Annotated in this window: 15 protein-coding genes and 1 riboswitch; of the genes, 9 read left to right on the forward strand and 6 right to left on the reverse strand. The window is 67.7% G+C overall.

The features are described from left to right. Positions 1–94: 94 nt before the first annotated feature. Genes QNM97_RS15045 through prpD form a run of 3 tightly spaced genes read right to left on the reverse strand, consistent with a single transcriptional unit; the run spans position 95 to position 3,677 of the window. Positions 95–1,240, reverse strand: coding sequence for a bifunctional 2-methylcitrate synthase/citrate synthase (locus tag QNM97_RS15045; RefSeq protein WP_283819201.1), 1,146 nt, complete (start codon positions 1,238–1,240; stop codon positions 95–97). Further along, the gene (gene prpB / locus QNM97_RS15050; RefSeq protein WP_283819202.1) at positions 1,237–2,166 is read right to left on the reverse strand and encodes a methylisocitrate lyase; all 930 of its coding nucleotides are present in this window, start codon (positions 2,164–2,166) and stop codon (positions 1,237–1,239) included. The genes QNM97_RS15045 and prpB overlap by 4 nt, the downstream gene beginning before the upstream one ends. After that, complete coding sequence (prpD, locus tag QNM97_RS15055; protein ID WP_283819203.1) at positions 2,166–3,677, reverse strand: 2-methylcitrate dehydratase PrpD; 1,512 nt, start codon at positions 3,675–3,677, stop codon at positions 2,166–2,168. The genes prpB and prpD overlap by 1 nt, the downstream gene beginning before the upstream one ends. A gap of 120 nt (positions 3,678–3,797) precedes the next feature. Here prpD and QNM97_RS15060 point away from each other — a divergent pair, with 120 nt between their 5' ends. From QNM97_RS15060 to QNM97_RS15085, 6 genes are all read left to right on the forward strand, one after another. Next, positions 3,798–5,222, forward strand: a complete 1,425-nt coding sequence (locus QNM97_RS15060) for a short-chain fatty acyl-CoA regulator family protein (RefSeq protein ID WP_283819204.1) — start codon at positions 3,798–3,800, stop codon at positions 5,220–5,222. Between the two features lie 205 nt (positions 5,223–5,427). Beyond that, complete coding sequence (locus QNM97_RS15065; RefSeq protein ID WP_502874901.1) at positions 5,428–6,930, forward strand: MFS transporter; 1,503 nt, start codon at positions 5,428–5,430, stop codon at positions 6,928–6,930. Positions 6,931–6,947: 17 nt separating this feature from the next. Then, a complete protein-coding gene (locus tag QNM97_RS15070) occupies positions 6,948–8,312 on the forward strand; it encodes an 8-oxoguanine deaminase (RefSeq protein WP_283819206.1) in 1,365 nt (454 codons plus the stop codon). Between the two features lie 8 nt (positions 8,313–8,320). Beyond that, positions 8,321–9,145, forward strand: a complete 825-nt coding sequence (locus QNM97_RS15075) for an FAD binding domain-containing protein (protein WP_283819207.1) — start codon at positions 8,321–8,323, stop codon at positions 9,143–9,145. A gap of 2 nt (positions 9,146–9,147) precedes the next feature. Beyond that, entirely contained in the window at positions 9,148–11,925 is a 2,778-nt protein-coding gene (locus QNM97_RS15080) for a molybdopterin-dependent oxidoreductase (RefSeq protein ID WP_283823214.1), read from the forward strand. Between the two features lie 70 nt (positions 11,926–11,995). Then, the gene (locus QNM97_RS15085; protein WP_283819208.1) at positions 11,996–13,279 is read left to right on the forward strand and encodes an Nramp family divalent metal transporter; all 1,284 of its coding nucleotides are present in this window, start codon (positions 11,996–11,998) and stop codon (positions 13,277–13,279) included. 131 nt (positions 13,280–13,410) lie between these two features. On the opposite strand, the gene QNM97_RS15090 is transcribed toward QNM97_RS15085, so the two are convergent. Then, positions 13,411–14,634, reverse strand: coding sequence for an acyl-CoA dehydrogenase family protein (locus tag QNM97_RS15090; RefSeq protein ID WP_283819209.1), 1,224 nt, complete (start codon positions 14,632–14,634; stop codon positions 13,411–13,413). Positions 14,635–14,823: 189 nt separating this feature from the next. Between QNM97_RS15090 and QNM97_RS15095 the strand changes: the two genes are divergently transcribed. Further along, entirely contained in the window at positions 14,824–15,486 is a 663-nt protein-coding gene (locus tag QNM97_RS15095) for a (2Fe-2S)-binding protein (RefSeq protein WP_283819210.1), read from the forward strand. A 70-nt stretch (positions 15,487–15,556) separates the two neighbouring features. On the opposite strand, the gene QNM97_RS15100 is transcribed toward QNM97_RS15095, so the two are convergent. Continuing rightward, positions 15,557–16,381, reverse strand: coding sequence for a CbtA family protein (locus QNM97_RS15100; protein ID WP_283819211.1), 825 nt, complete (start codon positions 16,379–16,381; stop codon positions 15,557–15,559). A gap of 27 nt (positions 16,382–16,408) precedes the next feature. Then, complete coding sequence (locus QNM97_RS15105; protein WP_014359551.1) at positions 16,409–16,630, reverse strand: CbtB domain-containing protein; 222 nt, start codon at positions 16,628–16,630, stop codon at positions 16,409–16,411. A gap of 35 nt (positions 16,631–16,665) precedes the next feature. Further along, positions 16,666–16,826, reverse strand: a riboswitch (cobalamin riboswitch). A 56-nt stretch (positions 16,827–16,882) separates the two neighbouring features. Between QNM97_RS15105 and QNM97_RS15110 the strand changes: the two genes are divergently transcribed. After that, positions 16,883–21,559, forward strand: a complete 4,677-nt coding sequence (locus tag QNM97_RS15110) for an ATP-dependent helicase (protein WP_283819212.1) — start codon at positions 16,883–16,885, stop codon at positions 21,557–21,559. Beyond that, the gene (locus tag QNM97_RS15115; RefSeq protein WP_283819213.1) at positions 21,546–22,331 is read left to right on the forward strand and encodes a DNA-formamidopyrimidine glycosylase family protein; all 786 of its coding nucleotides are present in this window, start codon (positions 21,546–21,548) and stop codon (positions 22,329–22,331) included. The genes QNM97_RS15110 and QNM97_RS15115 overlap by 14 nt, the downstream gene beginning before the upstream one ends. Positions 22,332–22,371 lie beyond the last annotated feature (40 nt).

Raw genomic sequence — 22,371 nt, forward strand, 5'->3', positions numbered from 1 at the left:
TCCGTTTCTGTCGTTGTCCCGCTACAAATGGACCCGATGCACATGCCCCCACGGCGACCTTATCGCGCGGAGCCCAGCAGCAGGGCAACCAGTCCTAAGCAATGAGAACGCGCTGGGCCGGTCCGTCGTAGGACGACAGCGGACGGATCAGGGCATTGGCCGCGGTCTGCTCGACGATGTGCGCCGTCCAGCCGGTGATCCGGCTCATCACGAAGATCGGTGTGAACGAAGCGATGTCGAAGCCCATCAGGTGATAGGCCGGTCCGGTCGGGAAGTCCAGATTGGGCTTGATGCCGGTGCGACTCGACATCTCGTCGGCGAGCTCGTGATAGATCGCGAGCCACCGGGTATCGCCGAGATGGTGCGAGATCTCCTCGAGCGCGGCGTGCATCGTCGGCACGCGGGAATCGCCATTCTTGTACACCCGATGACCGAATCCCATGACTTTCTCTTTTCGAGACAGTTTGGCCTCCAACCATTCCCGTGCACGTTCGGGACGATCGATTTCGATCATGTCGTACATGACCGCCTCGTTCGCCCCGCCGTGCAGCGATCCCTTGAGTGCTCCGATCGCCGCGGTGACCGCACTGTAGATGTCGGACTGCGTGGAGGTGACCACGCGTGCGGCGAACGTGGAGGCATTGAAGCTGTGTTCGGCATAGAGCACCATCGACTTCTCGAATGCCCGAACGATCACCGGATCGGGTACCTCACCGAAGCACATATTCAGGAAGTTCTCCGAATAGCCCAGTCCGTGATGCGGCGCAATCGGATCGAGGCCACGGCGGCGGCGCATGTCGGCCGCGACGATGGTCGGCAGCACCGCGAACATGCGTTGGGCCTTCTCGAGATTCGCCGCCGGCGACGCGTTGTCCTCGTCGGGATCCTCGGTACCCAAGAAGCTGATCGCGGTGCGCACCACATCCATCGGATGGCAGTTCTCCGGGATGCGGGCCAGCACGGCCTGTGTCGAACGGTCGAGCCGACGGAGCGCTCGGTCCCGCTGCGTGAAGGCCGCCAGTTCGGCGTCGGTCGGCAGTTCGCCGTGCCAGAGCAGATGAGCGACCTGCTCGAACGAGCAGTGCGCTGCGAGGTCCTGAACCGCGTAGCCACGGTAGGTCAGGGAGTTGGTCTCGGGCACCACCTTCGAGATGGCGGTGGTGTCGACGACCACGCCGGCGAGACCCTTGTGGATCCTCGGAGTCGGATGAGCGGACGCTGTCTTGCTGGTCGGTGTCACGGCCGGGTTCCTTCCAGAGTGAAGGTGAACAGTTCGGAGTCGAAGGCGTTGTAGTCGGCGTACCGGAGCAACTCGTAGAGCCTGCTGCGGTGTTGCATCTCGTCGAGTAGTCCGGATTGTGTTCCCGCGGAGTCGATCTCGCGGAGTCCGCGCTCGACTGCACCCATCGCGATCCGCAAGGTGGTCACCGGATAGATCACCGCGTTGTAGCCGACATCGCGCAACTGCTCGGTGGTGAGCAACCGAGACTTGCCGAACTCGGTCATGTTCGCCAGCAGCGGCACATCGACAGCAGCACGGAACTTTTCGAACTCGGCGAGATCGGTGAGCGCCTCGGTGAAGATCAGGTCGGCGCCCGCGTCGGCGTAGGCCTTGGCCCGCTCGATCGCGGCATCAAGACCTTCGATACCCGCGGCGTCGGTGCGGGCACAGATGACGAAGCTGTCGTCGCGGCGCGCCGACACCGCCGCGCGCAGCCGGCGCAGCATCTCGCCGGTGGGCACCACATCCTTGCCGTCGAGGTGACCGCACCGTTTGGGGTTGACCTGATCCTCGAGATGACAGCCGGCCAGCCCGGCGTCCTCGAGTGCGGCGATGGTGCGGGCCGCGCTCATGGGCTCACCGAACCCGGTGTCGGCGTCGATCAGGCTCGGCAGGTCGGTGGAGTTCGCGATCTGTGCGCCGCGCCCCGCGACCTCCGTCAGGGTGGTGAGTCCGATGTCGGGGAGACCGAGGTCCGCCGAGAGAACCGCCCCGGAGATGTAGATGCCCTCGAAGCCGATATCGGCGATCAGTTTTGCCACCAGCGGCGAGAAGGCACCGGGCCAACGCTGCAACTCGCCCGATGCCAGGGCCGCGCGCAGAGCCTTGCGTTTGTCAGCCGCGCAAGTGCGGGCCGAGAACAGTCCCGAGGTCGGCTCGCTCATCAGAAGATCCCCGAGCCGATGGTCGGCGCCTTGTCGAGAACGGTCGGCTCGACGCGCACATTGAGCGCGCCGAGCTCGCCCGCCCCGAGGTCGCCGAGCCCGGCAGCAGCCACCAGGAATCGCTGCTGTTCCTCCGCGTCGACCACCCCCTGCGCCATCGCCGCGAACTTCGCCTCATAGGCGGCTCGCGCGAACGGCGCAGCGCCGAGCGGGTGGGCGTCGGCGACCGCGAGTTCATCGGTGATCATCTCACCGTTGGTCAGTGTGATCACAGCCTTGGCGCCGAACGCCTTCTCGGCCGGATCGGTGGAATGGTATCGGCGCGTCCACTCGGGATCCTCGACCGTGGAGATCTTGCGCCACAAGGCAATCGTGTCCGGGCGGGCGGCGCGTTCGGGGGCGTAGGACGCCTCGTGATGCCAGGTGCCGTCCTGCAAGGCAACCGCGAAGATGTACATCACCGAGTGGTCGAGGGTCTCCCGGCTGGCGGACGGATCGAATTTCTGGGGGTCCCCCGAGCCCGTACCGATCACGTAGTGCGTGTGATGGCTGGTGTGCAGGACGATCGACTCGATGTCGTCGAGGTTGCCTATGCGCTCACGTATACGCCGCGCCAAGTCGATCGGAGCCTGGCTCTGATATTCCGCGGAATGCTCCTTGGTGTAGCTGTCCAGAATGGCGCGCTTCGCTTCCCCCGGGCCGGGAAGCGGAATCCGGTAGGTCTTCTCGGGGCCACCGAGCAGCCACGCGATGACGCCGTCCTCACCCTCCCAGATCGGCGCCGGTGCCCCCTCGCCGCGCATCGCGCGGTCCACCGCCTCGATGGCGATCTTTCCGGCGTGCGCCGGTGCGTAGGCCTTCCAGCTCGAGATCAACCCCTTGCGGGACTGACGCGTCGCGGTGGTCAGATGCAGTGCCTGTCCGATCGCCTGGTAGATCGTCTCCTCGTCGAGCTTGAGCATGGTGCCCAAACCCGCTGCGACGGACGGTCCGAGATGGGCGACGTGGTCGATCTTGTGCTCGTGCAAGCACATTCCGCGGACCAGGTCGATCTGGATCTCGTAGGCGGTGGCCAGACCCCGGATGAGATCGGCACCCGAGGCACCCACGTGCTGGGCCACCGCGACCAGCGCGGGGATGTTGTCACCGGGATGGGAATACTCCGCGGCGAGGAAGGTGTCGTGGAAGTCGAGCTCGCGCACCGCCACACCGTTGGCCCACGCCGCCCACTCCGGCGAGTACCGGCCGTCGACGCCGAACACGGCCGCACCCGCGGCACCTGCGGCGGGCGGGTGCGCCAAGGCCTGCGCCCGAGCGCTGGTGACGGGGCGTCGGATCACCGAGGCGGCGCTGACCGCGGCGTTGTCGATGATGCGGTTCACCACCATCTCGGCGGTCTCGGCGGGCACCGCGACCGGATCGGTGGCGACCTCGGCGATCTTCTGCGCGAGATGCTCGGCTTGCGGGAAGTCCTCGGAGCTGCGGTGGGTCCGCACGTCGTGATTGATCATGTTTGCACCGTACGCAGGCCCGGAAGGTACGCGAAAGACCTGGCAGATGTGTATTTTGGTGGATCTGCCCGTGAGATTCTGCAAATGTTGTGAACACCGCGGCGGGGTACTGTGCCTGCCATGGCGAAGATGTTCGTGGGCGCGCGACTGCGCCGACTCCGCGACGAGCGCGGGCTCTCGCAGGCCGCGCTGGCCCGGCGCATCGAGATATCGACGAGCTACGTGAACCAACTCGAGAACGACCAGCGCCCCATCACCGTGCCCGTCCTGCTCGCACTCACCCGCGAGTTCGAACTCGACGCCGACTACTTCGCCACCGACACCGACGCGCGGCTCGTCGCCGACCTCGCCGAGGCGCTCGGCGCACACAGCGATTCCGCCGAGGTGACGCGCGCGGAGATCACCGAACTCGTCGGACGCATGCCCGCGGTCGGACGAACACTGGTGGCGCTGCACCGCAGGCTCACCGCCGCGACCACCGAGCTCGAAACCTATGGCGGCCGGATCACCGACCCGGGAATCGCGAATGAACCCATGCCGTTCGAGGAGGTGCGCGACTTCTTCTACGACCGCAAGAACTACATCGGCGCACTCGACGAGGCCGCCGAGCGACTCTTCGACGACGAGGACTTGCACATCGGCGGACTCGATCTCCAACTGGCGCAGGTGTTGCGGCGGCGCTTCGACATCCGCGTGTCGATCACCCACGACGCCGACCCGCATTCGGCCGTTACGGTACCCAAACGCCGATTCGATGTGGGCGAGAAGGTGATTCACCTCGCCGGCCGCCTCAGCGCCGGGCAGCGCGCATTCCAACTCGCCACCCAGCTGGCCCTCCTGGATCAGGGCAGTACCATCGACGACATTCTCGCCGGCGCCGAGAACCTCAGTACCGCAACGATTCCGGTTGCGCGGATCGGTCTCGCCAACTATTTCGCCGGAGCACTGCTGCTGCCCTACGAGCGATTCCGTTCCGCCGCGGAGAGCGCCCGCTACGACATCGAACTGCTCAGCGTGGGCTTCGAGGTGGGCTTCGAGACGATCTGCCATCGGCTCTCGACCCTCCAGCGACCCGGCAGTCGCGGCATACCGTTCATCTTCGTCCGCACCGACCGGGCCGGGAACATCTCGAAACGGCAGTCGGCGACGGCGTTTCATTTCTCTCGCGTCGGCGGCAGTTGCCCGCTGTGGGTGGTGCACGATGCCTTCGCCACTCCAGGACGCATCGTGACCCAGGTGTCGCAGATGCCCGACGGCCGTTCGTACTTCTGGCTCGCCCGCACCACCGGCGATCCGCACGGCTTCCTCACCCCGCGCACCGGCTTCTCGATCGGCCTCGGCTGCGACCTCGCCCACGCCGATCGACTGGTGTACTCGACCGGCGTCGATGTCACCGACACCCGGATGGCCGTGCCGATCGGAGCGGGATGCAAGGTGTGCGATCGCCCGGCATGCCCGCAGCGGGCCTTCCCCCAACTCGGCCGGGCCATCCACGTCGATGCCACCATCGGCGACGCCGTCCCCTACCGCCCGGCGCCCATGTGACCCCTCCGGCAATACCACCGATCGCTCGTTCGGCGGCGTCGGATAGCGTGAGCGGCGGAGGTTGATGCTGGTGTCGGCGACGAATCGCGCTGGGGGTTACGAGTCAGTGGGTCCCGGTTCAGGGGGATCTGGCTCAGGGGGTTCTGGATCAGCGGATCCTGGGTCCGGGAGCCATCCGCAGACCCACCCGCGCGCAGCCGTCGCGGTGCTGTGCGCGGCCGGGATCGTGGTGGCGTTGATGCAGACGATCATCGTGCCACTGATCCCGCAGCTGCCCGACCTCCTGCACGCCGCACCGTCGGACACCACCTGGGCACTCACGATGACCCTGCTGGCCGGCGCGGTGATCACCCCCATCGGCGGTCGACTCGGTGACATGTACGGCAAACGACGAATGCTGCTCGCCAGCATGGGATGCGTTGCAGCCGGATCGATCCTGTGCGCGCTCTCCGGTGCACTGCTGCCCTTCCTCATCGGACGCGGACTGCAGGGACTCGGATTCGGCACCATCGCACTGGGTATCAGCGTGATGCGCGACATCGTGCCGGCCCGCCACCTCGGCTCCTCGGTCGGCACGATGAGCGCATCACTGGGCGTCGGCGGAGCGCTGGGATTGCCGGTGAGTGCGTTCATCGCCCAGAACATCGGATGGCACGCCCTGTTCTGGTTGTGCGCAGGCGCCGCCGGAATGGCCGCGGTCGGGATCGCCCTGACCGTCCCGGAGAGTCGCGGTCGGGCCGGGGGCCGATTCGATCTGTTCGGCGCCGCCGGTCTGGCGGCGATGCTCGTGTGTCTGCTCCTTCCGCTCTCCAAGGGCGCGCGCTGGGGGTGGACCTCGCCCACGACGCTCGGCGTGGTGATCGCCTTCCTGATCGTCGCCGTCGCCTGGTGGCGCTGGGAGCGCCGCCGCGACACCCCGCTGATCGACCTCGGCGTCGCCCTCGACACGCCGGTCCTGCTGACCAACATCGCGTCGGTGGCCACCGGGTTCGCGTTCTACTCGATGCAGTTGATGCCCATCCAACTCCTCATGGCGCCCACGAGCGCACCGATCGGTCTGGGCTTCGACATGCTGATGGCCAGCCTCGTCCTCGCCCCCAGCGGCATCCTCATGTTCGTGTTCTCCCATGTCAGCGCCTGGCTGACCGACCGCGCGGGCCCCCGGGTCTCGCTGGCTGTCGGCGGCCTGGTCATCGGCCTCGGTTACGTCGTGTTCCTCGTCCTCCTGCTCACCGGCGGATTCACGTGGTGGATCATGCTCATCGTCGCCTGCCTCACCGGAGCAGGCCTCGGGATCGCCTACTCGGCCATGCCCGCGCTGATCATGCGCGCGGTGCCGGTCGCGCAGACCGGCGAGGCCAATGGGGTCAACGCACTCATGCGAGTGGTCGGCACGTCCACCTCGGCCGCGGTGGTGGGCATGGTGCTGACCTGGTCGACGGTGCAGATCTCGTTACCCGGCGGCGCGATCGTCGTCCCCGACACCAACGGCTACCTCATCGCGTCGATCGTCTCGCTGGTCGCGTGTGTCGTGGCCGCGGCGCTGGCCATGGCCATCCCCACGTCGCGTCGACTCGAGGTCGAGACGATCGACGCGCTCGGTGGTCGCGACCCGTCTATCCCTGATGGCCCTGACGGTGCCGTGGGCACCACAGACACTGAAGGCCCCGACCCGGCGCGCGAGATCCGCGGCGAAATATCGCCGTAACCGAGCCGTCGTAGCGTGTGGCGGTGGCTGGAACCCTCATTCACAACGCACACGTCATCACCGTCGACGAGCACCGCCGCGAGCTGTCGTCGGCATCGGTGCTGATCGACGGCGGCACCATCACCGCGGTGTCCACCGACCCGATCGACGACCTGCCCGCCGAGGTGATCCACGTCGACGGCAGCGGCTGCGTGCTGACCCCGGGCCTGGTGAACACCCATCACCACCTCTACCAGTGGATCACCCGGGGGCTGGCCGCCGATCACACCCTGTTCCAATGGCTGACGACGCTCTACCCGATCTGGGCCGGGATCGACGAGACCGCGGTGCACACCGCCGCTCTCGGTGGCATCGGCCAGCTGGTGATGTCGGGCTGCACCACCACCACCGACCACCACTACGTCTTTCCCCGGGAGGGCGGTGATCTCCTCGGTGCCGAGATCGGTGCCGCGGCCACCATCGGCCTGCGATTCCATCCGACCCGCGGATCGATGGACCTCTCGGAGAAGGACGGCGGACTGCCGCCCGATTCGGTGGTGCAGGGCATCGACGAGATCCTCACCGCCTGCACCGACGCCGTCGCACGCTGGCACGACCCGAGCCCGGAATCCATGCTGCGGATCGCTCTCGCACCGTGCTCCCCGTTCTCCGTCACCACCGACCTGCTCCGCGAGTCCGCCACGCTGGCACGCGAACTCGGTGTGCGGATGCACACCCATCTGGCCGAGTCGCCGGACGAGAACACCTACTGCGACCAGCATTTCGGCTGTACCCCATTGCAGTACATGGAGTCGGTCGGGTGGGTCGGCGACGACGTATGGTTCGCGCACGGCATCGAATTCGCCGACAACGAGATCGCACGCCTGGCCTCCACCTCGACCGGGGTCGCGCACTGCCCGACCTCCAATGCCCGTCTGGGCAACCGGATCTGCCGCACCCGTGAGCTCGTCGATGCCGGTGTACCCGTCGGACTCGGCGTCGACGGCGCGGCCTCCAACGAGTCGGCGCGCCTGCTCGAGGAAGCGCATCAGGCGGTGCTGATGGCGCGCGCCCGCGGCGGCCCGACCGCTCTGACCACCCGCACCGCGATCGAGTTGGCCACCCTCGGTGGCGCCCGGGTCCTCGGGCGCGACAAGGAGATCGGGTCGATCGAGGTCGGCAAACTCGCCGATCTCGTGCTGTGGGACATCAGCGGACTCGCGCACGCGGGTATCGACGATCCGGTCGCCGCCCTGGTCCTGGGCGCCATCCCACCGATTCGCGGAACCTGGGTGGGCGGGCGCCGTATCGTCACCGACAACGACCTGGTGACCGCCGACCTCGACGCGGTGGCCGCCGACTGTGCCGCCGAGCATCGTCGCCTGCTGGACAAGGCCGGATAGGAGGAGTCGTGGACCTCAACACCATCAGCTCGTATCGACACGCACACACGCGCGACGACCTGGCGCTGGCTCCCGGTGAGCGGATCGTCGCGGGCGGAACGTGGTTCTTCAGCGAGCCGCAGGTGGACGCGTCCGGAGTCGTCGACATCACCGGGATGGGGTGGTCCGACGTCGAGGATCTGCCCGATGGCGGTCTTCGTGTCGCGGCCACCTGCCCGATCGCGACTCTCGCCTCGTTGCCCGAGCGGCCCGGTTGGCGCGCCCACCCCCTGTTCTTCCAGTGTGCGACAGCATTGTTGGCGTCGTTCAAGATCTGGAATGTGGCCACCGTCGGCGGCAATATCTGCCGCTCGTTCGCGGCCGCGTCGATGGTGTCGTTGGCCGTCGCCCTCGATGCCGAGGCACTGATCTGGTGTCCCGGCTGGGGTGAGCGCCGCGTGCCGGTGGCCGAACTGGTCACCGGCAACGGAACCAACACGCTGGCACCGGGAGAGGTGCTGCGCGCCATCGATTTTCCGGGCCACGCGTTGCGTGCCCGCACCGGCATGCGCAAGATCGCGCTCGCCGAGCTCGGGCGCTCCGGTGCGGTGGTCACCGGACGCGTCGACGAGGACGGCACCGCGCTCTTCGGCATCACCGCGGCCACCGGGTGGCCGACGGTACTGCGCTATCCGACGCTGCCCGATGCGGAGGTATTGCGCGCCGACATCGACTCCGCGCCCGGCTATTACACCGACCCGCTCGGCTCTGCGGACTGGCGCCGCGCGGTCAGCGCCGTGTTCGCCGACGAGATCCGGGCAGAGCTCGCCGCCGACCCCGGTCGGGGGTGGTGACCGTGCACATGGAGATCAACGGCGAATCCGTCGACACCCGGCCCCGCCCGGGCCAATGCCTGCGAACCCTGTTGCGCGACAACGGCCATTTCGAGGTCAAGAAGGGCTGCGACGCCGGCGACTGCGGCGCATGCTCGGTGCTGGTCGACGGCACACCCGTGCACTCGTGCGTCTTTCCGGCGGTGCGCGCCGACGGCGCGTCGGTGACCACCGTGTCCGGCCTGGGCACCCCGGGCGCTCTGCATCCCATGCAGCAGTCCTTCGTCGACAACTTCGGGTTCCAGTGCGGTTTCTGCACCGCGGGGATGATCGTCACCGCGTCCACCCTCGAGCCCGCCGACCTCGAGGACCTACCGCGGCGGATGAAGGGAAACCTGTGCCGCTGCACCGGTTATCGGGCCGTCGACGCCGCCATCCGCGACGGCGTCGCCCGAACCGAACGCGCCCATTGTTCGGAAACCCCGAAAGCCGCCGAAACCTGTGCGACCTCGTGCGGCGTCGGCGCGTCCGCCAATCCCCTTGCCGCGCAGCGCGTCGTCACCGGCACCGAGCCGTACACCTTCGACATCGACGTGCCCGGTACGCAGTTCCTGCGCGTACTCGGCTCCCCGCATCCGCACGCCCGGATCACCGCCATCGACACCGCGGCGGCATCGTCGGTGCCCGGCATCTCGCTCATCCTGACCCACGAGAACGTGAGCACCCGACGGTTCTCCACCGCCCGGCACGAGTCCCGCGACGACGATCCCGACGACACCCTCGTCCTCGATCCGGTGGTGCGATTCGTCGGTCAGCGCGTGGCCGCCGTCGTCGCCGACACCGCGGCGGCCGCCGAGGAGGCGTGTCGCCTCATCGAGGTGACCTACGAGCTGTTGCCCGCCGTGTTCGATCCGGAGGAGGCCCGGCTGCCGGGCGCGGCACTCGTGCATCCCGACCGCACTCCCGAGGATCGTGTCGTCGATGCCGGCCGCAACGTGATCGCGGCATTCCACGACGGGTTCGGTGGTGACGTTGTTGCCGCACTGCAGGACTCGGCGGTGCGGGTGGGCGGTACGTGGAAAACCGGGCGGGTGTCGCACGCCCAGTTGGAAACCCACGGGACCCTCGGCTGGATCGATGACGACGGCCGTCTGGTGCTGCGGACCAGCACCCAGGTGCCGTTCCTGGTGCGCGACGAACTCGCGTTACTGCTCGAGATGCCGCCCGAGCGGATTCGGGTCTTCGCGGCACGCGTCGGTGGTGGTTTCGGCGGCAAACAGGAACTGCTCACCGAGGATCTCGTCGCGCTGGCCGTCCTGCGCACCGGCCGGCCGGTCGCCTACGAGATGACGCGCACGGAGGAGATGACGCGCACCACCTACCGGCATCCGTTCCGGGTGGGGGTGGAACTCGGCGCCGATGAGACGGGGCGACTGACCGCGATGAAGGTCGACGTCCTGTCCGACACCGGCGCCTACGGCAACCACGCGATCGGGGTGATGTTCCATGCGTGCGCCGAATCGGTGTCGGTCTACAACTGCCCGGTGAAGCGGATCGACGCCGAGGTCGTCTACACCAACAATCCACCGTCGGGTGCGTTCCGCGGATACGGGTTGGGACAGGTGATCTTCGCGATCGAGAGTGCGATGGACGAGTTGGCGCTGACGCTCGACATCGATCCGTTCGAGCTGCGCAGACGTAATGCGGTGGCCGACGGCGATCCGCTGCTCATCGCCCACCCCGAGCCCGAGGACGACCTGGTGTACGGCAGCTACGGTCTCGACCAGTGTCTGGACCTCGCACAGGCCGCCCTGGCACGCGGCAATGGTGTGGCCGCGCCGGCCGGTCCGCAGTGGCGGGTCGGCGAGGGTATGGCGCTGGCCGCCATCGCGACGATGGCCCCGCGCGGGCACCATGCCACCGTCACGGTGGCTGTCGACGCCGACGGCCGCTACCACATCGGTTCGGGCACTGCCGAATTCGGCAACGGCACCACGACCGTGCAGGCGCAGATCGTGGCGAGCACGATGTCCACCGAGTTGTCCCGGGTATCGTTGCGCCACGGCGACACCGACGCCGCCGCCTATGACACGGGGGCGTTCGCGTCGGCCGGCACCACGGTGGCCGGCAAGGCCGTCTTCGGCGCGGCCCTGCGATTGCGCGAACTGCTGGTCGAGGCGGCCACGAGGCTGTCGGGCCGCGATGCCACTGAGGTGCGCCTGAGCCCGGACGGAGCAGTCGTCGACGCCACGGTGCTCGGCTTCGGCGAGCTGATCGCCGCCATCTACGCCGAGCACCGTCAGGACTCGGCGACCGGACCGCGCGCCGTGGCCACCGGCATCGAACGCGGCGATCTGCGCTCGATCGCGTTCAACGTCCAGGCTTTTCGGGTCGCGGTGAACACCGAGACCGGCGCGGTGGCGATCCTGCAGTCGGTGCACGCCGCCGACGCGGGCACGGTGATGAATCCCCAGCAGTGCCTCGGCCAGGTGGAGGGCGGTGTGGCGCAAGCCATCGGCTCGGCGCTGTACGAGGAGATCATGCTCGACGGCAAAGGCGTACCGCTGACACCGGTTCTGCGGACCTATCGGGTACCGCAGATGGCCGACATCCCGGTCACCGAGGTGATGTTCGCCGAGACCTCCGACCGCCTCGGGCCCTACGGCGCGAAGTCGATGAGCGAGTCGCCGTTCAATCCGGTGGCGGCAGCTCTGGCCAACGCCATTCGGCGCGCCATCGGCGCCCGCCCGTACGAGACGCCGATGTCCCGTGACCGGATCTGGCGACTCGGTCGGGCATGAATTTTCGGCCGCCCGAACTTTTTGTTTCGCCTCACTTGATCACCGGCCGTCGGTGTGCCACATTGGGCTGGTGAGCCAAGTGGACACCCGCGAGAGCGGATCGGAGGCCGAGTCGACGCGCGGCCGCATCCGCGGTCGTCGCATGCGCCCGCTGCGTCACGTGGCGCTGTTCGGTCCGGCCTTCGTCGCGGCCATCGCCTACGTCGATCCCGGCAACGTGGCCGCCAACATCACCGCGGGCGCGCGCTACGGCTTCCTGCTGGTGTGGGTGCTCGTCGTCGCCAATCTCATCGCGATGCTCATCCAGTACCAGTCGGCCAAACTCGGCATCGTCACCGGCCGCAGCCTGCCCGGTCTCCTCGGGGAGCGGCTGAGTCGCCGCAAACGCCAAGCATTCTGGGTTCAGGCCGAGGTGGTGGCGATTGCCACCGACCTCGCCGAGGTCCTCGGCGGTGCGATCGCCCTCCAACTGCTGTTCGATCTGCCCCTTGTGCTGGGCGGGGTGATCGTGGGCGTCATCTCCACCCTGATGTTGTTGCTGCAGAACCCTCGCCGCCAACGCGTCTTCGAGTCGGTGATCGTGGGCATGCTGGCGATCATCGTGGTCGGCTTCCTCGCCGGGCTCGTGGTGAACCCGCCGACCGCCGGCGATGTACTCGGCGGGATGATCCCCCGCCTCGAGGGACCCGAGACGGTGTTGCTCGCGGCGTCGATGTTGGGTGCGACGGTGATGCCGCACGCCATCTACGTCCACTCGGCGCTGGTCATAGATCGCCACGGGGTCACCGAGAGTCTGCCCCGGCGACGCAAACTCGTGCGCGTCACCCGGTGGGATGTGGTGATCGCGCTGACCATCGCAGGCGCCGTCAACATCGCCTTGCTGCTCCTCGCCGCACAGAATCTGCTGGGTAAGGAGGGCACCGACACCATCGAGGGCGCCTACCATGCCGTGGCCGACTCGATGGGGCCGGGAATGGCGACCGTCTTCGCGATCGGTCTGCTCGCGAGCGGCCTGGCCGCGACCTCGGTGGGGTCGTCGGCGGGTGCGGCGATCATGGCCGGGCTTCTGCACAAGCGGGTGCCGCTGCTGGTTCGCCGACTGGTCACGTTGATCCCCGCCCTGGTCGTTCTCGCGATCGGGATCGATCCGACCTGGGCACTGGTGCTCTCACAGGTGGTGCTGAGCTTCGGCATCCCGTTCGCGATCATCCCCCTGGGCCGGCTGACGGCCGACCGCTCGATCATGGGCGAGTTCGCCGACGGCTGGCCGCTACGAATCCTGGCAACCGTGGCGTCGGCGATGATCGTGCTGCTCAACATCGCGCTGATCGTGCTGGTGTTCACCGGCGCGTGAGGTGACCGAGACCGACTCTCGTTGCTGCACAGATCGTCTCGGTCCACCGATCGTCGGGGGCCATTCGCGGCCGACGGTGTCGGCCCCCCGGAGGTGACCCGGAGGTGACCCGGTGGCCCGTCCACCGCCCGTCAGGCCAGGAGCCCCTTGGCGACGTGGGTCACCTGGATCTCGTTGCTGCCAGCATAGATCATCAGCGACTTGGCATCGCGCGCAAGTTGTTCGACGCGGTACTCGGCCATGTAGCCGTTGCCGCCGAAGAGCTGCACGGCCTCCATCGCGACATCGGTCGCCGCCTTCGACGAGTAGAGCTTCATCGCCGACGCCTCGGCCAGGCTCAGCGGCTTACCGGCCTTGGCCCGCTCGATCGCACTGAAGAGCATGTTCTGCACGTTGATCCGCGCCACCTCCATCTCGGCGAGTTTGAGCTGGATCAACTGGAAGCGGCCGATCTCCTGGCCCCACAGTTTGCGGTTCTTCGCGTAATCGACACTCAGACGCAGACATTCGTTGATGATGCCCATCGACAGCGCCGCGATCCCGATGCGTTCGGCGGTGAACCCGGACTTCGCACCCTCGGAGCCACGGGCGTCGGACCCGGTGTCCTCGGTCTCTCCGAGCAGCCGGTCCCGGCCGAGGCGGACGTTGTCGAAGAACAGCTCGCCGGTGGGCGAACTCATCATGCCCATCTTCTTGAACGCCTTGCCCTGGGTGAGTCCGGGCATGCCCTTGTCCAGGACGAACGAGAGCACCTTGCGATCGCGCATCGGGGTGTCCGAGCCGTCATCGAGTTTGGCGAAGACGACGATGGTGTCGGCGGACGGGCCGTTGGTGATGAAGGTCTTCTGCCCGTTGAGCAGATACTCGTCGCCGTCACGGCGCACGGTGGTCTTCATGCCGCCGAGGGCGTCGGAGCCGGAATCGGGTTCGGTGATCGCCCAGGCCCCGACCTTCTCCATGGTGACCAGTTCGGGCAGCCACCGCTTCTTCTGCGCGAGGGTGCCTTTCCCCCGGATCGCCGACGCCGTCAGACCCATGCTGACACCCATCGAGCCGACGAGACCGAGGCAAACCCCGGCCAGTTCGATGTTGACGATCATGAACATCGATCCGGCCATGCCGGCTCCGCCACCGCCGCCCGAGGGCTTCTCACCGGCCGCCTCGGCCTCGAGTTCCTTTTCCAGCGCATCCTTGGCCATCGCGTCGACACCGAAGGTGGACAACAGCTTTCGGGTGATGTCGTAGGGCGGGAGCTGACCGGTCTCGAGTTCGTCGATGTGCGGGCGGATCTCCTTGTCGATGAATGCCCGCAAGGCGTCGCGCACCATCAGATCTTCTTCGGACCACTCGAACATCGATACCTCGCAGGATCATCGGACAGCACCGTCGGCTGCCATGAGAACTTGTTTCAGTTCAACTGTGTCAGCCGTCACGATCAGCGTCAAGACACAGAACGACAATGTTGTGTCTTTATCTCCGGGACGTCGGGCGCCGGTCGCTCGTGCACGTCGCGCCGTCCGGCGAGCGGCTACGCTCATCCGGCAGTGACCACTCTCGATGACCTCGGCCCCTTCTTCGCCGTCCGCACGCATGCCCGCGGGCAGCGGTGTGATGCCCCATGGCTCACAATGGCCGATCTCATCGAGGACGCGCACATGCTGGAGGCGCGGGTGGAACGCGTGCGGTCCGCACTCGGGGCGGGCGCCGCGGCACCCGTCGAGCAGAGGGTGGCCGCGTCGGTGACCCACCTCGGACTCGTCGCCCGTCTCATCGCTCCGATGATCGCCGTCGCCGCGCTCGACGAACCGCCGATCTCGGTTGCGGCGGAGGACCTCTGGTGGCAGGACGAACTGGGCGGGCCGTATCCGCTGTCGGTCACCACCGCCACGACCGACGTCGGGCCCAACCTTGCCGACGGAATCGTCGGCGCACTCACCGACGCCGTCGGCGACGGATTCGGGGTGAGTGGGCGAACGCTGTGGGGCAACGTCGCCTCGGCGACCAACAGTGCCGCCCGACTCATCGCGACGGCGCGCCCCGAACACGGCGCTCTCGCCGTCGCCGCGGCCGACGATGTTCTCGCCGAGCCCCGTGTCGAGGACGGGCGGTTACGCGCGGGACCGGGATTCCGCCGCCGCAGTTGCTGTTTGATCTATCGGGTCACCGGCGATCGGGGCGCCGTCTGCGGTGACTGCATCCTGACCTGATCCCGCCTTCACCCACGAACGCACCACGTCCGCCCCGCACGTGTGCGCGAGGCGGACGGTAGTACAGAAATCAGCTGTGCACCGCAGCCGGCGTCGCCGCCCGCTGAGACGAGCCCGACCGGCTCAGCCAGCTCATGATGCCCGCGAAGGTCGTCGTCAGCACGGTCCACAGGATCACCTGATTGGCGATCACGTACACCCGGAAATCGCCGATCACCGCGCCCGGGAATCCGGGAAAGACGATCGTGTCGCCGTTCATGACCGGCTCGGGAACCTCGTGGAATTCTGGCAGTAGCGCGATCGCGATGGTCACGACCACCAGGTAGCCGATCGCGGCTGCCAGCGTGGCCGCGAGCCCTCCCCAGCGTTGCCGCAGCCACAGCGCGAACACGACCGCCGCGATCACCGCGACCACCGAGATGACCGTGAGGGTGAGATACGCCGTCGACCGGGCACCGATGGTGTCGTCGTCGCCGACGGCCGGCGGGTTGGCCGGATACGCGACGAACGGCACCCCGAAGACCGCGACGAAGCCCAGGAGCCCGATCAGGGCCGCAGCCCATCGTGGGTCGGCTCCGGCGCGGTGATGTGCCAGATAGGTCCACAGGATCGTGAACGCGATCGCGAAGAACGCGCCCATCGACACCGCGAACACGATGGTCCCCACACCCGCGCCGATGTTCTCCTGCACCGAGCGGGTGAACACCTCGGCGCCGTGCTCGTGGCCGCCGTGCCCGTGCGCGGTCATCAGGGCCTCTTCGGCCTCACTGCGTCCGTCCTCGTAGTCGATGGCCTTGGCCACCTGCGGCTCGATGAAGATCCGAGCGAAAACGTAGGCGACGATCCCGGCGACCAGTCCTGACAGCAGGCCGGCGCCGATGAATTTCTTCTCCATGTTCGGTTGTCTCCCGTGCTCGTTCGATCAGTGGCAGGGGAAGCCGAGGAAGTGCCGGGAGTCGTGCACGAATTCATGGATGTGGGTGTCGTTGCCGAACACCGACCAGGCACCTTGGTCGTAACCGATGAAGTAGTAGGCCATCGCGGCGAGGATGAAGGTGGCGGTCAGCCACAGGGCTGCCGACGCGACGGAGAGGTCGGGTACCGCGAGGGCCCGTGCCTTGTTCTGGTGGGTGGTTGCAACCATTCGGAGGTCCTTTCGTGGGATGACGCGTCCCAGCGCTTGTCGGATCGATGCTCGGCGGAATCCTGACTCGTCGGGCGGGGTGACTCCCCTACCCGGCCCACAGTGGCGCGACCGTCCCGGACTCACACCGGGTTTCCGTCAGCATCTGGCGAGAACTCTATACCCGGCAAATGTGACCGGCACGACCCATCGGACAAACCGAGCAGAACACCGCCACTGCGATTTGTCGGAGGGGGCATGGATGATGGGTGAATGGCTTCGCCGTCGGTCCTCGATCGCTTCACCGCGCCCACGCGGCGCTGGTTCAGCGGCACCTTCGCCGAGCCGACCGCCGCTCAGACCGGGGCGTGGTCCTCGATCGCCGACGGCAACCACACGCTGGTCATCGCCCCCACCGGTTCGGGCAAGACCCTCTCGGCATTCCTGTGGGCCCTCGACCGGCTCGCGGCGCGCCCGGATCGGGCACGCGGCACCCGAGTCGTCTACATCTCACCGCTCAAGGCCCTCGCCGTCGACGTCGAACGCAACCTGCGTGCACCGCTGACCGGCATCACCCGCGCGTCGCAGGAACTCGGCGATCCCGAGCCGGCGATCACCGTCGGCCTGCGATCCGGGGACACGCCCGCCGCGACCCGCCGCAGCCTGGTACGCACACCCCCGGACATCCTCATCACCACCCCGGAGTCGCTGTACCTGATGCTGACGTCATCGGCGCGGGAGACACTGACCGGCGTCGAGGCCGTGATCATCGACGAGGTCCATGCGGTGGCCGGCACCAAGCGCGGCACCCATCTGGCGCTGTCCCTCGAGCGTCTCGACGAGTTGTTGGAGACGCCCGCACAGCGCATCGGATTGTCGGCGACGGTTCGCCCACCCGAGGTGGTCGCGGGCTTCCTGACCGGTGCCGCGCCGTGCACGATCGTGCGTCCACCCGCGAGCAAGACCTTCGATCTTCGCGTCGACGTGCCCGTGGAAGACATGGCCAACATCCCGCCGCCCCCGGACGCACCTGGTTCCGAGGATCTCGACGACGCGTTCTCCCCGACCGCGGGATCGCTGTGGCCCTACGTCGAATCGGCGATCGTCGATCTCATCGAGGCCAATCGCACGACCATCGTGTTCGCCAACTCCCGTCGCCTCGCCGAGCGACTGACCGCACGGCTCAACGAGATCGCCGAATCCCGCAGCTCGCAGGCCGCGGTGCCCGCCGCAGCCAACCCGCGGGTCGCCGGGGGCGCTCCGGCCATGGTGATGGGTAGCGGCGCGTCCTCGGCGGCCACGACCCTACTGGCCCGGGCACATCACGGGTCGGTCAGCAAGGAGCAGCGCGCCGAGATCGAGGACGAACTCAAGACCGGCCGGTTGCGATGTGTGGTGGCCACCAGTTCGCTTGAGCTCGGAATCGACATGGGCGCAGTGGATCTCGTCGTCCAGGTCGAGGCGCCGCCGTCGGTGGCCAGCGGTCTGCAACGCATCGGCCGGGCGGGGCACCAGGTCGGCGAGATCAGTCAGGGCGTGCTGTTCCCCAAACACCGCACCGACCTCATCCACTGCACCGTGGCGGTGTCGCGCATGCGGCAGGGTGAGATCGAGGAACTGCGGGTACCCACCAACCCGCTCGACGTCCTGGCCCAGCAGACCATCGCCGCAGCTTCGATCGACGAACTCCACGTCGACGAATGGTTCGAGGTCGTGCGCCGCAGTGCACCGTATCGGGAGCTCGGCCGCGGCGTGTACGAGGCGACCCTCGATCTCATCTCCGGACGATTCCCGTCCGACGAATTCGCCGAACTGCGTCCACGCGTCACCTGGGACCGTGAACGCAACGTGCTCATCGGACGTCGCGGCGCCCAGCGGCTCGCCGTCACCTCCGGTGGCACCATTCCGGACCGTGGGTTGTTCGGTGTGTTCATGGTCGGCGAGAAACAAACGCGGGTGGGCGAACTCGATGAGGAGATGGTCTACGAGTCACGCGTCGGCGACGTCTTCGCGCTCGGAGCCACCAGCTGGCGGATCGAGGACATCACCCACGACCGTGTGTTGGTCACCCCGGCGTTCGGGCAACCGGGGCGCTTGCCGTTCTGGATCGGTGACGCCGTCGGTAGGCCGGCCGAACTCGGCGCCGCCATCGGCCGGTTCACCGGTGAGATCGCCGATCCCGCCGAACTCGATCGCCGCGCCGACGAGCTCGGTCTGACCACCTACGCCCGCGACAACCTCGGTGCGCTCATCGCCGAACAGCGCGAGGCCACCACCCATCTGCCCACCGACCGCACGCTGGTCGTCGAGCGGTTCCGCGATGAACTCGGCGACTGGCGGCTGATCCTGCACTCCCCGTACGGCTTACGTGTCCATGCGCCGTGGGCGTCGGCCATCTCCGCGCGCCTGAAGACAACACTCGGCCTCGACGGCGCCGTCACCGCCTCCGACGACGGCATCATCGTGCGACTCCCCGACACCGACGACAACCCGCCGGGCGCTGCGGTGTTCACCATCGACCCCGATGACATCGAGCAACTCGTCACCGACGCGCTCGCCGAGTCGTCGATGTTCGCCTCACGGTTCCGCGAGTGCGCCGCCCGCGCATTACTGTTACCCCGCCGCGATCCCGGTCGGCGTGCGCCCCTGTGGCAACAGCGTCAGCGCAGCGCGCAATTGTTGGCCGTGGCCTCGCAATTCCCGGATTTCCCGATCGTGCTCGAAGCCGTCCGGGAGTGCCTGCAGGATGTCTACGACCTGCCCGCGCTGATCGACCTGCTGCGCAGCGTGGCCACCCGCCGGGTGCGGGTCGTCGAGACCGAGACTGAGTCACCGTCGCCGTTCGCGGCATCGTTGCTCTTCGGCTACGTCGGTGCCTTCATGTACAACGACGACGCGCCGATCGCCGAAAGGCGTGCTGCGGCACTGTCTCTCGACACCGCCCTGCTCGCCCAGCTCCTCGGCCGTGTCGATCTGCGCGAACTCCTCGACCCGGGAGTGATCACGGAGGTGACCAACCGCCTGCAACGACTCGAACCGTCGAGGCATGCCCGCGATGCCCAGGACGTGGTCGATCTGTTGCGCTGGCTCGGGCCGCTGACCACCGAGGAGGTCGATGCCCGATACCGCGGCAACGACCCCGACGCGGTACCTGCAGGCGCCCAACCGGTCGACGCGGCAACGGTTCTCGCCGCTCTGCACCGCGACGGCGCCATCATCTCGGTGAGCCAACGGGGACGTGCGCTCTGGGCCGCGATCGAGGACACCGCTCGGCTGCGTGACGCGTTGGGCGTACCCGCTCCGCTCGGGGTTCCCGCGGCGTTTCTCGAACAGGTCGCCGACCCGGTCGGCGACCTCGTACACCGTTACGCCCGCACACTTGGTCCGTTCACCGTCGACGAGGCGGCCGACTCACTCGGGCTCGGCGTCGCTGTCATCCGCGACGTGCTGGTACGCATGGCCGGCGAACGCAAGGTCATCGAGGGCGACTTCCTGCCCGAGGCGAGTGGTACCCAGTGGTGTCACAGCGATGTGCTCGGCCAGATCCGGCGCGGATCGCTCGCCGCGAGCCGCGCCGAGATCGAGCCGGTCGACGACGCCACCCTGTCGCGTTTCCTCGTGGGGTGGCAGCACGTGGCACCACGCAAGGCCGGCCGTGGCGACCACGATGATCGGCTGACGGGGGTCGACGGGGTGTCGGTGGCGATCGATCAGCTTGCCGGTCTACCGCTTCCGGCGTCGGCATGGGAATCGTTGATCCTGCCGTCGCGCGTCGCCGACTACAGCCCCGCCATGCTCGACGAGCTCCTCAGTTCCGGTGAGGTGGTCTGGTCGGGCGCCGGACGCATCGGCGGTGCCGACGGTTGGATCCGGTTGTGCCCGGCCGATCTCGCCGAGGTGCTCCTTCCCGAGCCCGACGAGATCGACACGACCGAGGTGCATCGACGCCTGGTGGAGACATTCACCGGTTCCGGCGGCTTGCGATTCGCACAGTTCGTGGGCGACTTCACCGACCTCGACGCGACCGCAGCCGCGTCGACCACCTCGATCACCGCGGAGGTCGAATCGGGACTGTGGGATCTCGTGTGGTCAGGTCGTCTGTCGAACGACTCGTTCGCGCCGGTACGTGCGCTGCTCACGCCGCGATCGTCCGGCGGATCACGCACGGCCCCGGCGCACCGCTCCCGGGCCCGCGCTCCCCGACTACGCTCGTCGCGACTCACGACCCGCCATTTGATCTCGACCACTCCGGCGGTGTCGACCCCCGCCACCGTGGCGGGTCGCTGGTTCACCCTGCCCGATCGCGCCACGGACCCGACCGTGTCCACCCAGGTCCTGTGCGATCAACTGCTGACCCGGTACGGCGTGGTGACGCGCGGCGCGGTCGTCGCCGAAGGGGTGGTCGGCGGATTCGCACGGATCTACAAGGCCCTCAACATCTTCGAGGACAATGGATTCGTCCGCCGCGGGTACTACGTTGACGGACTCGGCGGAGCGCAGTTTGCCGCCCCGGCGACCGTCGATGAACTACGACGCCACACCCTCGACCATCGGGATGACTCGGCACAGACCGCGGTCGTCCTCGCCGCCACCGACCCGGCGAATCCCTTCGGTGCCGCCCTGTCGTGGCCCGAACGCCCCGAGAGCGGCCATCGACCCGGGCGCAAGCCTGGTGCGCTGGTGGTACTGGTGAACGGTGCGCTCACGATTTACGTCGAACGCGGCGGAAAGACCGTCCTGACCTTCGACGACAGCGAGAGCGTATTGCGTTCGGCAGCGCAGGCTTTGGCCGGAGTCGTACACGACGGTCGGATGTCGCGGCTGGCGATCGATCAGATCGACGGTGCCGAATCACTGCGGTCCGACCTCGCTACGATCCTCGTCGACGCCGGCTTCTCGACCACACCACGCGGTCTACGCCTACGGTACGGACACCATGCCCGAAGGTGACACCGTCTTCCGGGCTGCCGCCCGTCTACGGGGCGCACTGGCCGGAAAGGTACTCACCCACACCGACTTCCGGGTTCCTCGGCTGGCGACCCGGGATCTGACCGGCGGGTCGGTCACCGATGTCCGCTCGCGCGGCAAGCACTTGTTGATCGACGTGTCCCGCGACGACCTCGACGTTCCCGTCAGCATCCACTCGCACCTCAAGATGGAGGGGATCTGGGATGTGCATGCGCGCGGCGCGAAATGGCGGCGGCCCGGTCACGAGGCGCGAGTCGTACTGCGTACCGAGACTACCGAGGCAGTCGGCTTCGCGCTCGGCATCCTCGAACTCCTCACCGCGCCGGAGTCCGACCTGGCCTACCTCGGCCCCGACCTGCTCGGCGCGGAGTGGGATGCCGCCGAAGCCGTACGCCGCATCGAAGCACACCCGGACACCCCGATCGGCCTGGCACTGCTGGACCAACACCTGATGGCCGGCGTCGGCAACGAGTACCGATGCGAATTATGTTTTCTCCGAGGCGTTCTCCCCGAACGACCGGTCGCCGACGTCGACGTTCCCGCGATCGTCGATCTCGCCCACCGCGTCCTCTGGGCCAACCGGATGCGCACCGCGCGAACCACCACCGGCGCCACCGGCCCGCACGCCCGCGTCTATGTCTACGGCCGACGCGGTCGCCCCTGCCGCCGATGCGGAACCCTTATCCGCCGCGGCTTTTTCGGCCCTCATGGCGAGGACCGGGTCATCTACTGGTGTCCCCACTGCCAGTCCTGACCATCGTTCCACCGAGGACTCGCTCCACTCAATGGCCCGG

The sequence above is a fragment of the Gordonia sp. L191 genome (genome assembly GCF_030077625.1).
GTDB lineage: Bacteria > Actinomycetota > Actinomycetes > Mycobacteriales > Mycobacteriaceae > Gordonia > Gordonia polyisoprenivorans_A.